Here is a 10965-nt window from a genome sequence, read left to right as displayed (position 1 = left end):
CTGATTTCCTTGTGCAGTCGGTTGGTTCCGTGCCGGTCGAACTTCGGCGCGACATCGACACTTCAACCGGCATGGACCTTCCGCCCACCCGACCAGATGGACCACAAGCCGTCACCGGGTATTGCCGATCATCGGACCTGCGGAAGGATGGACGCTGCTTTGCCATAGATTTTCCCATTGGCGCCTTGCCCTCCGGCCGCACCCTGCCCTCCGCCGCCACCATCTCCCCCGTTCTTGCCTCCCTTGTGCCGCTGGCCTCCCACGCCCCCCGCTCCTCCTTGGCCTCCTTGTCCGGGTTTTCCCGCAAGACCCGGGGGCGCGGGCGCGTACAGCGACAGGACCTTGTGCAGGTCGTCATGTGTCGGTACCCGGACGACGATGTTTCCGGCGGCATCGACTCCGTCGCCGCCGTCACCGGCGTTACCACCGTCACCACCGGACCCGCCGTTGCCCCCGGGGCGGCCGTCACCGTCCGAACAGCCCGAGGCCGTGCTGTCGCCGCCGATGCCACCCTGCTGACCGAGTCCTCCCGTCCCTCCGTCTCCACCTGGACCTCCTGCCCCGGACATGGTGTAGACGGTCAGTTGCTCGGCCTTGAGTACGGAACCGATCGTGATCGTCGTCACCTGACTGGCAGCGGAGAACGAGGCGGAAACCCCGTTTGTCCCCTTGGCCCCCTTACCTCCCGCTGTCCCGGACTGGCCGTTCGCGCCCTTGGCCGGCTGCCCCGCCGCACCGGGCGTCGTCGGAGTCGGGGGTTTCTGCCCGGGTCTGCCCAAGATGTTGAAGTCGGCGTTGTCGGTACCGCTGTTGCCGACGCGGGTGAGGCTCGCGCACGTGAAGATCAGCGGCGTACCGCAGCAGGTGATGTATCCGCCTTGCTCGATGGTGACGTCCTCGAATGTCACCACCTTGGGTTGGCCATCCGGTGTGCTGAGATCGACGGGCCCGTTGACGGTCAGGGATTTTCCCATGAGCAGCGCGACGGAGAGCGGGAAGATCGGCCGGATCACCGCGCGGTCCTCGTCTGTGAGGGTGTCGCCACCGATCAGGTAGGCACTCACCCGGCGCACCACCGCCGAGAGTTCGTCCTCGTCCTCGATTCCGGAGAACAGCGCTTCATGAATTCGTTCCGCGTTGTCCCCGCCGAGGCCGAGAACCTCCTGCAGCTCTTCGAGATCACGAACGGCGACCGTGGTGTCGCGTACCTCGCCGCGCACCTCGACCCCTTCGGGGAACCCGCGCGGTTCAATGGGACCGCTCGAAGCCATGTGTCCTCCTTGCCGTGCTCTTGTCCTCATGGCACTGAACCGGTCGCTCGTTGACGAATACGGGCGGGCAGGGACGTGCCCGTCCATCCCTGCCCGGTGCGCCGTCCGTCCCGGGGATGCCCGGACGGCCATCGGGTGCGGTGCCTCCGGTGCCCCCGTCGGCGCCTGCCCGGCGCCCGACACCGCCGGAGCCTCCCCGCCCGCCCCGTCCGCCCTCCCCGCCCGCGGCCGGCTCCGTGCGGATCCGCACCCGGGCGGCCGCCTGCGGAGGCAACGAGATGAAGATGTTGGAACCGATGCCGCCGTGGCCGCCGCGTCCGCCGCGTCCTCCGTCTCCGCCGTTCCCACCGTTGCCGCCCTGGCCCGGCGGGTGGACGCCGCCGATCGTGCGCTGTCCCATCGCGCCTTCGCCTCCGACGCCACCCACGCCGCCTTCGCCTCCGGCCCCACCGTTTCCGCCCCGGCCACCCGCGGCCAACACGGTGAAAACGCCGTCGAGTTCACGGATGGTGATTTCGGCGATCTTCGTGGCACCGCCGGTCCTACCGCAGCCCCCGTCCCGGCCGCGGCCTCCGTCGCTCCCCGGTTGCCCGCCTGCTGTTCCGGCGATCACCGGCCCGACGGTTCTGGGCCCCAGCAGTGTCGGGCTGGTGCGGACGGGAAGGCCGCTGGATCCGGCGGATCCCGGGTTGCCCGACATGCCGTCCTGCCCGTCGAACGGGCCATGCCCGGCGTCTACGGAGAACGGTGTGGGCAGCACCGCAAGGTGCGGCGTGCGCGCGTCGCGCGGTTCACACACCAGATGCTGGACCACAAGAATCAGCAGATTGCCACGGACGACGACCACGGCATCGGGTGCAAGCCGCAACTCGCCGACGTTGACCACGCTGAGAACGTCGTCACGGTAGTCCAGACCCCAGTGATCGCCGCGGACACTGAGGTCCCAGATCTCGCCGGGCCCAAGGTGCTTGCGCCGAACGCTGAGGGCGCGTACCGGAAACGGGAAGTGGGCGGCAGCCGGTTCCAGGTCATGTTGCTCGATCACCCCGTCGGCGAGCGCGTGTGCCTCGATGCGGTCGTGGACTCCCTGTCCGAGGCCCCGACGGACCTCGATCTGCGGGCTGAAGAACACTCGCCCGCGCCGTCTGCGCTGCTCGTCGGTGGCCATGGCCAGTCGCCGAAGCCCTGCGACCGTCTCCACGGCGGTGTGCGTGACCAGTTCCTCGCCGCGTTCGAGTGCGAGCAAGTCATGATCGAAACAGGCGGCGCGACGCGCAAACTCCTCCCACTGCACGACCGACCCCAAGCCGGCCGACAAGGAAGCCTCACCCATGGCTGACGCAACGAATGGACAGCGCCGCCCGTGGCGGGGACGAGATGCCCGCAGCGTCCCCCGACGCGACGTGCACGACGGAGTTGTCGAGCCTCGACGGGAACTGCTCGGCCGCCGGCATCGACAGAACCCGGTCCCGCCGCCGAAGGCGCCGAGGCCCGGTCTTGGTCGTCATGACGACATCATCGCGACGGCCGGGACGAATCACCCGAGACTCACGGGGCCGGTCATCCGGATGGCCCACACCGACCGGCGTGTCGCGGGTCGATCGAGCCGACTCCGGTGACGGGCCGCGCCCATCCGGTGGGAGCCGAACCCGAGCAGGCGGGCAATCCGGCCTGCCCCACGCACAGCGCGGGGCACCGCGTGCGGCGAGCCCGCTCGGTGGTGCCGCGTCCGTCGGTGCAGGCGTCGGCAGCCGTTTCAGGTTCGCTCGACGGTGAGGTCGAGGAAGTGGTGGTGTCGCAGTTTCGTTGAGAATGCTCGGGTGTGTTGTACATACCTTCTCCGTCTCAGTAGGGTCGGGGACTGGCGCGGTGGCCGATGCTCCGTTTCCAGTCCCCGCCGCTTCAAACCGTGCATGCAGTTCTCCCGCACACGGCTTTCCGACATCGTTCACCGGCCGGCATGCGCCGTCGCCCAGTGCACGTTTCCGGTAAGACGGTAGACACCGAGCCGAGTGATCCACTCATATGTAAAGCGAGTGGTCCAGTTCCTGCCCGCGAGTCTGTGTTTCGTACTGGCGAAAATCGCCAGCCGCTCGTGGACGTAGCCGTCGACCACATTGAACTTCCGCCCGGAGTTCCCGTTTCGGAAGTACGCGGCCCAGCCCCGAAGAACGGGGGTGAGATCGGCCACCACGGCGGATACCGGCCGCTCGGTCCTGGAACGAGCCGTCAGCGTGCGGATTTTCTCCCGCAACGCCCGCATCGCCCTTGCCGAAGGCCAGCGTTGCAAGTAGTACCTGCCCCGCCATTTCCACGATTCCATCTTCCGGTGGTGGAAGCCGAGGAAATCGAACCCCTGCCCGCCTCGGTTGAGGCACACGATGCCGGTCTTCTCGGGGTACAGACGCATCCCCAGCTTCTCCAGCACTCGCTCCGTCAATTCACGGGCCTGCTCGGCCCGTTGTTCGGTCGGCGACAGGACCACGAAATCATCGCAGTACCTCACCAACGTCCCGAGTCGACGTCCTTCGCGCGTTGGACCACCGTCAAGGCGATGTCCAATGCGTCGGCCGCCCAGTCGACCAGGGGCCCGGTGTAGGAGCCGTCGGCCCAGACCAGCCGGATGCGGCGGTGCCGGGCCCGGATTCGGGCGAGCAGGGTGCAGGCTGCGGCGCGGTCGGTGGTGTCGGCCCCGGTGACCAGCACCTGAAGCAGCAGGCCGAGCGTGTCGACGACGATGTGCCGTTTCTGCGCGATGTCGGCGGGGTTGGAGAAGGAACGGCCTGCCAGGGCAGCCTTGCGGAAGATGCGCCGCGGCGATGGTGCTCGGCAGCGGCTCGCCGAGAGCGGAGGTCACGACCTCAAGGATCACCGAAGGCACTTGGCCACCACGACCGCGCGACCCTCGTAGCCGTCGTCGTTCACAACGCGGTCGCCGATCCCTGCCCGTCCTGCTGCGAGTCGAGCGAGCCGGCCACCGTCCGAAGCAACTCGATCGCTTTGCGTACGTGCGGGTTCTGGTCGGCTGTGCGCCGCACGGCGAAGACACGCCGGACGTGCGCCGGGGCGGCGAGCCTGATCGCGTGGAGGCCGCCGAGTTCCTTCATCGCCAGCTCGGGCACGACGGCGACGCCCAAACCCAGCCGTACCAGTGCGAACGGCAGGTTGTAGTCGTTGGTACGAAACAGCACCTTCGGCGAGAACCCGGCCGTCGCGCAGATACGGAAGAGATTGTGGGACGCGTCGGTTTTCTCGCTGAAGCAGATCCATCGCTCGTCCGCGAGATCGGCCACCCGCACGTGCGCCCGACGGGCGAGCGGGTGGCCCGGCGGAAGCAGGATGTACAGGGGTTCTTCGAGGACGAGCGTCCGGTCCACGTCGCTGGGCCAGTTGTGCGGCACCATGCCGTACTCGAAGACGAGCGCCAGATCGAGCCTGCCCTCGACCACGGCGGGCAGGATGAACGACGGATCGCCTTCCTCGTAGCGCACGTCCACTTGTGAGCGATCGCGCAGGAATTCGGCCAGCACCTCCGGCACCAACCGGAAGCCCGCCGACCAAAAGCTGCCCAGGTGGAGCCGGCCCCGCTCCCCCGTGGCGTAGGACAGGATCTCTCCTTCGGCGGCCTTCAGATCGGACAACAGCCGTGTGGCGTGTCGAGCGAGCTGAACTCCGGCCGCCGTCGGTCGCACACTGCGCGCGGAACGCTCGAAGAGTTGGACGCCGAGCGTCCGTTCGAGGGTCGTGATCTGCTGCGACACCGCCGAGGGCGTGTATCCCAGGTTCTTGGCGGCGGTCCTGAGGGAACCGGTCGCGACCACCTCGCGCATCGCCTGGAGCTGGATCAGAGTCAGCATCAGCGGAACCTAACACTCTGCGGCCGAAGCATCACCTGAGGTCTCCGGGCGTAATCAGCCGGTCGCCGAGTGATCTCACCGCGTGTTCGGCAGCCAGACCGCCCTGACCTGCGACGGAACAGCTAACCACCTCTGACCCCATGGATGTCAAGGATCAAAATTTCCGAACAAATACGCCGTGAACGCTTACCCAATTTCATCTTGTCCGAGGTGTTCCACAGGTCCACATTGGAGGCCGGTGATCAAGAGCCGCCGCTCCAGGCGCGGCATCGCGCCCACCGCGGTCGCCGCGGCGCCCGGAGCACGTCCGGCCCGTCCCACACGAGAAGGAGTCCTCCATGGACACACCGTTCGCCCATGTGCGCAGCCGTCGGGCGATCCGCGTCCTCGCGGCTTGCCTGACGCTGTCGGGAACCCTCTCCCTCGCGGCCTGCGGCGGAAGCTCACATCAAACCTCGAAGGCGACCGGGCAGGTGGACTCGCGGTTGCACGACCTCCTGCCGAGCGCGATCAAGAAGTCGGGCACCCTGACCGTCGCCACCGGCAAGGACTACCCGCCCCTGGTCTCCCTCGGCTCGGACAACAAGACCCTGGTCGGTCTGGAACCGGATCTCATCAAAGCCATCGGGGGCGTCCTGGGCGTCAAGGTCCAACTCACCCCGGCGAGCTTCGACAGCCTCATCGCGGGCGTTCAGTCCCGCCGCTTCAACGTCGCCATCGAAGCCATGCTGGACAAGCCGGAACGTCGCCAGGCGGTCACCTTCGTCGACTACTTCAAGACGAGCAGCTCGATCCTCACCGACCAAAAACACGCCGACACGATCTCGTCCCTGGACAGCCTCTGTGGCACGTCGGTCGGCGTGGAACAGGGCACCGCTCAGGTGGACGACGTCCAGACGCAAAACCGCGTGTGCGCGGACTCCAAGCGTCCCGGGATCAACGTCCTCACCTTTCCCAACTCCGTGGACTGCTTCCAGGCTCTGTCCACCGGACGCGTCGACGCCTTCGTCGGAGGGACGCCGACGATCGCCCACCAGGCCGACAATTCCGACGGGCGCTTCAAGCAGGTCGGGACCCCCTACCGCTTCCTGCCCTACGGCATCCTCATCAACAAGGATGACGGGCCGTTGGTCCAGGCCGTGCAACAGGCGCTCCAAAAACTCGTCGACAACGGCGAGTACGGCAAGCTCCTCGTGAAGTGGAAGCTGGAGTCGGGCAACATCGGCAGTGCGACCGTCAACGGCGGCCAACAGTGAAGGTCCGTCCGGCCGACACCACGGCCCCGCACGACGGGCCCGTCGTCCGACGACCGCGCACCGGACAGTGGATCGCCACCGCGATACTGCTGGTGGTCTTCGTCCAACTGGTTCAGGGCTCGGCACAGAACCCCCGGATGCAGTGGCCGACGGTCGGCGAGTACCTCTTCGCTCCCGTGGTCCTCGAAGGGCTGCTCACCACCCTGCGGCTCACGGCCGGCGCGATGGCCATCGGAGTGGTCGGCGGAATCGCACTCGCGGTCATGCGCAGGTCGCACAATCCGGTGCTGGCCAACCTCAGCCGGATCTACGTCTGGGGCTTCCGCGGGACGCCGCTGCTCGTCCAGTTGCTCTTCTGGTACTTCCTGTCGGCCGTCATGCCCACGATCGGCTTCGGCATCCCGTGGGGACCCACGTTCGTCGAATTCGAGACCAACAGTCTCATCACACAGACGACCGCCGCGCTCCTCGGGCTCGGCCTCAACGAGGCCGCGTACATGGCCGAGATCGTCCGCTCCGGCATCGCGTCCGTCGACGAGGGGCAGAGCGAAGCCGCGCACGCCTTGGGCATGACGCGCCGATTGACCATGCGACGGATCATCCTGCCCCAGGCGCTGAGGATCATCATCCCGCCCACGGGCAACCAGACGATCTCCATGCTCAAGACCACCTCGCTGGTCTTCGCGATCGCGGTTCCCGAACTGCTCACCTCCGTCCAGGGGATCTACTCCCAAAACTTCCAACAGATCCCCCTGCTGACCGTCGCCTGCATCTGGTACCTGGCCATCACGTCGGTGCTCAGCGTCGGGCAGTACTTCCTGGAACGTCGATACGCCCGCGGATCGAGCCGCGTCGTCGCGACCCCGACGCCGAGGCGACTGCTCGCCGCGGTCCGGCTACCCCTGACCCGACTGCTCTCCACCAGTGCCACTCCCGCTGCCGCTCCCACCGCCACTGCCACTGCCACTGCCACCGGACAGGAGTCGCACCGATGACAGCCTCCCTCGTGAGCGCGCACGGCGTGCGCAAGCGCTACGGATCGGTCGAGGTCCTGTGCGGTATCGACCTGGACGTGGGCCGCGGCGACGTGGCCTGCCTCATCGGCCCTTCGGGCTCGGGAAAGTCGACGTTCCTGAGGTGCATCAATCATCTCGAGACGATCGACGCGGGACGGTTGCACGTCGGGGGCCAACCGGTCGGCTACGAGCAGCGGGGCGGGAAGTCGTACGAACTCAGCGACAAGCAGACGGCCCGCCGACGCCAACGGATCGGCATGGTCTTCCAGCGCTTCAATCTGTTCCCGCACCTGTCGGCGCTGGAGAACATCATGGAAGCCCCGCGCCGGGTCCGGAAGGAGAGCAAGGCCGTGGCGAGGGAGCGCGCAGAGCGACTGCTGGACCGGGTGGGACTCGCCGACAAGGCGCACAGCTACCCCACACAGCTCTCGGGCGGGCAGCAGCAGCGCGTGGCCATCGCTCGCGCGCTGGCGATGGAGCCCGAACTCATGCTCTTCGACGAGCCCACCTCGGCACTCGACCCCGAGTTGGTCGGGGAGGTCCTGGACGTCATGCTCCAACTCGCCGCGGACGGAATGACGATGATCGTCGTGACCCACGAGATGACCTTCGCCCGCGAGGTCGGCAGCACCCTGGCCTTCATGGACAACGGGATCATCGTGGAATCGGGCGAGCCCAGGCCGATGCTGGCAGCGCCGGAACACCGACGCACCCGGGCATTCCTCAGCAACGTCCTTTGATCGAACGGTCTTTGGCAAAGTGCTTTGAGCGAAAGTCCTTCGACCGCGTCGGAGGAACAACCGCATCGCCGCTCCGCTCCTCGCGAACATCCGGCCGCCGGCCTCCCCGCAGAGGGCGAGCGTGCCGGCTCCACCCTGCCCGACCGCCGTTCGTCCGGTGTGTCGTGGAAGCCCTCACCGCGATGCCCTTCCTCGTCCGAAGGCAAGCCATCCACGCAAGGAGATTCGATGACTCGCGCAATCGTTCTCGGCGCCGGCGTACTGGGCGCCTCCGTCGCATACCACCTGGCCCGCGCAGGGTCCGAGGTGACCGTTATCGAGGCGCGCGGCCCGGCCGGCGGCACCTCGAGCGCAACCTTCTCCATAGACGTCACCCACCTGAAGACCCCCCGTTCCTACTACGAGTTCAATCGGCGCAGCGCCCGGAAACACCGCGAACTCGCGCAAGAGGACGACGGCCCCACCTGGTTGCACCCTCTCCCCCTGATCCAGTGGGGCGGCTCCGCGGCCTCGCAGCAACTGATCAAGGACCGGCAGAGGCGACTGGAATCCTGGGGGCATCCGTGCCGTCTGGCGGACCGCAGTGAACTCGCCGCGCTGGAACCCAATGTGGCGCCGGACGCGTGCACCACCGACGACTTGGTCGTGCACGACGAGTGCGCCTGGTACGACGCGCCGTTGTTCACGCGTCGCATGCTCGAAAGGGCGGCTGCCTTGGGCGCGGACGTCCGCTACGGGCTGCCGGTCGACGCCCTGATCGTGGCGGGCGACCGCGTCCGCGGCGTGGTGACCGGAACACGCCGGTGGGAGGCCGACTGGGTCGTCAACTGTGCCGGGACCGACGCCGGGCGGATCGCCGACCTCGCGGGAACCACCCTCCCGCTGAAGCAGATCCCGGGTCTGGTGGGCGAGAGTGGCCCCCTGCCGGGACCCCGACTCGGGGCGATCCTCGCGACACCGGGTGTCGACCTGCGCCCTGCGCCCGGCGGACGAGTCTGTTCGATCTCCTGGTCGGTCGACGCAATGCTGTGGTCGGGCGACGGTCTCGGAGAGCACAGCCTGGAGCAGGAGTTGCACCACCAGGGAGAACAGGTTCTTCCGGCGTTGCGGCAGGCCGGTCCCGCATCCGTACGTGTCGGCGTGCGCCCGGTGCCCGACGACGGCCTCCCCCTCGTCGGTACACATGCCGAGGTCCAGGGCTTGTACAGCGTCGTCAGCCACAGCGGCGTGACCCTTGCCCCGCTCCTCGGTGAACTGGTGGCCGATGAGCTGACCAACGACCGGCAGGTCCCGGACCTCTCGCCCTACCGCCCGACCCGGGACATGGCCCACTCGGTGCAGGACGAGAGCCTGCGTGTGATGAGCGGCATGATCTCGGCCGAACACCGAGTCCCGGACGACGTCCAGTCGGCATCGGTGAGTTCCCTGGGCACCGAGGAGGTCGAGATACGGGACCTGGGTATGGGGGGCGACCGGGATCGCGGCTGAGAAAGCGTTGTGCAACTGAGGGCTATCCCGATCGGCCTCGTCGGCGAGGCCTCGGGCGGCCTCGGTTTCGATGGGGCCGTGGCACGTGGTTTCCTCGCCGGTGAGGCGGGCGGCCATCCATCAAATCATGGCAACCTTGATCATGGCCTCGGCGTGCGCCGTCTTGCGTTCGTAGTCCCTTGCCAACCTTCTGTACCGCCCCAACCAGGATGGCTCCAGCAGCCCACACGTGTCGAGGAGGATGTGACGCCTACGCCCACGGGTGCGCTTTCCCATGTCGAAACCGATCGCCTCACCACCCTGATGACTGTGCGCGGTCTGTGCGTCCAACACCGCCGCCGACGGCTGCGGATCACGCCCGTCGGCACCACGGACCCGATCCCGCAGCGCGTCGTGGACCCGATCCGCACGTCCCGTCCGCAGCCCACGCAACCACACGCTGGAAAGCAGCCCTCAACGCCTTCGAAATCACCTTCGACGGACGCCTGTCCGCCGGACGACACTGACCCCAACAACCAGGAGTTACACCGTTCTCTCTACAGACCCAACCCGGACGCCGACGAGGACCCGGCGCGACCGCCAAACGCAGCCGAGCCGGCGCGGGCCGTGCGATGTTCGAAGGCGGGCCCGGCCTCCCGGCCGGGCCCGCCTAGTGTCGGTGATGTTCACCGGTGGTGGTGAGTCCTGGTCAGTCGTTGTCGGCCGGGGGCGTCGTGGGCTCCGGCAGCGCACCCTGGAGGTGTGCGACGCGGGGACCGCCGGGTGCGGACATGGGTCGGGGTTCGGGTCGGGGATCGCTTCGGGGCGGTCGGGGAAGGTCGGGGAGGGGTTCGCCGGCGAGCCTCTTCGCGGCTTCGAGTCCGTGTCGTGATTCCTCGCACAGGCGAATGAGTTTCTCCTCTGCCATGGGGGCCTGCCAGAGCTGGAGGAGAAAGGAGTCCCCGCTTCCGCGGCCGGCGCGTTCGTCGCCGCGGTTGTTCGCGTACACCCGCACGCGGTAGTCCCCGGGGCCGAACGCGGCGACGTCACCGAACAGGAACGGATGCCGGGACTCGAGAACACGCAGTCCTCCCGAGGGAACCGCGACGGAGACCTCCGCGACGTCCTCCCAACCGGGCTCCAGGGGCGGTTCCCGATCGAGGGTCTCGGTGGTCAGCGGCACTTCCCCCGTGCGTGTACCCGTGGTGATGCGCACCTCCTCCCCACGGGCCGAGACCAACCCCGTCGTCAAGGACTGCGGCCAGCCCCCTAGAGGGAACTCCAACCCGGGCACGAGGTAGAAGCTCCCGTATTCCGTGAAGACGGTGCCCTTTGTTCTGTCGGCCATGCCGCCTCGC

10 protein-coding genes and 1 pseudogene are annotated in these 10965 nt (G+C 67.8%); 4 read left to right on the top strand and 7 right to left on the bottom strand.

Annotated features, from left to right (window positions below):
- Positions 1-128: 128 nt before the first annotated feature.
- The 5 genes from OG928_RS46720 to OG928_RS46700 all read right to left on the bottom strand — a co-directional run bounded on the left by OG928_RS46720 (position 129) and on the right by OG928_RS46700 (position 5128).
- Positions 129-1271: a hypothetical protein gene (locus OG928_RS46720; RefSeq protein ID WP_331768096.1), complete on the bottom strand. Its 1143-nt coding sequence runs from the start codon at positions 1269-1271 to the stop codon at positions 129-131.
- Positions 1249-2565 (bottom strand): hypothetical protein, encoded by a 1317-nt coding sequence (locus OG928_RS46715; RefSeq protein WP_406292019.1) that lies wholly within the window; start codon positions 2563-2565, stop codon positions 1249-1251. Before OG928_RS46715 ends, OG928_RS46720 begins: the two co-directional genes overlap by 23 nt.
- 654 nt (positions 2566-3219) lie before the next feature.
- Positions 3220-3756 carry a group II intron maturase-specific domain-containing protein gene (locus OG928_RS46710; RefSeq protein ID WP_331768094.1) on the bottom strand — a complete coding sequence of 179 codons (537 nt, stop codon included), beginning with the start codon at positions 3754-3756 and terminating at the stop codon, positions 3220-3222.
- A 17-nt stretch (positions 3757-3773) separates the two neighbouring features.
- Complete coding sequence (locus OG928_RS46705) at positions 3774-4010, bottom strand: transposase (protein ID WP_331768348.1); 237 nt, start codon at positions 4008-4010, stop codon at positions 3774-3776.
- A 182-nt stretch (positions 4011-4192) separates the two neighbouring features.
- On the bottom strand, positions 4193-5128 hold the full coding sequence (locus tag OG928_RS46700) for a LysR family transcriptional regulator (RefSeq protein WP_331768093.1): 936 nt from the start codon (positions 5126-5128) through the stop codon (positions 4193-4195).
- Positions 5129-5466: 338 nt separating this feature from the next.
- On the opposite strand from OG928_RS46700, the gene OG928_RS46695 reads away from it, so the two are divergent.
- The 4 genes from OG928_RS46695 (at position 5467) to OG928_RS46680 (ending at position 9628) form a co-directional block, all read left to right on the top strand.
- Positions 5467-6384 carry an ABC transporter substrate-binding protein gene (locus OG928_RS46695; protein ID WP_331768092.1) on the top strand — a complete coding sequence of 306 codons (918 nt, stop codon included), beginning with the start codon at positions 5467-5469 and terminating at the stop codon, positions 6382-6384.
- Positions 6381-7379, top strand: a complete 999-nt coding sequence (locus OG928_RS46690) for an amino acid ABC transporter permease (RefSeq protein ID WP_331768091.1) — start codon at positions 6381-6383, stop codon at positions 7377-7379. The genes OG928_RS46695 and OG928_RS46690 overlap by 4 nt, the downstream gene beginning before the upstream one ends.
- Entirely contained in the window at positions 7376-8140 is a 765-nt protein-coding gene (locus OG928_RS46685) for an amino acid ABC transporter ATP-binding protein (RefSeq protein WP_331768090.1), read from the top strand. The genes OG928_RS46690 and OG928_RS46685 overlap by 4 nt, the downstream gene beginning before the upstream one ends.
- 228 nt (positions 8141-8368) lie before the next feature.
- The gene (locus OG928_RS46680; RefSeq protein ID WP_331768089.1) at positions 8369-9628 is read left to right on the top strand and encodes an FAD-binding oxidoreductase; all 1260 of its coding nucleotides are present in this window, start codon (positions 8369-8371) and stop codon (positions 9626-9628) included.
- Positions 9629-9664: 36 nt separating this feature from the next.
- Here OG928_RS46680 and OG928_RS46675 read toward each other — a convergent pair.
- Together OG928_RS46675 and OG928_RS46670 are read right to left on the bottom strand one after the other, a co-directional pair.
- Positions 9665-10145, bottom strand: a pseudogene (locus OG928_RS46675) (IS5/IS1182 family transposase); the annotation flags it as partial.
- A 171-nt stretch (positions 10146-10316) separates the two neighbouring features.
- Entirely contained in the window at positions 10317-10955 is a 639-nt protein-coding gene (locus tag OG928_RS46670; protein ID WP_331768088.1) for a hypothetical protein, read from the bottom strand.
- Positions 10956-10965 lie beyond the last annotated feature (10 nt).

The organism is Embleya sp. NBC_00896, from assembly GCF_045207785.1.
Lineage (GTDB): Bacteria > Actinomycetota > Actinomycetes > Streptomycetales > Streptomycetaceae > Embleya.
The sequence above is the reverse complement of the archived record's forward strand: the minus strand, read 5'-3'. Positions and strand labels throughout refer to the sequence as shown.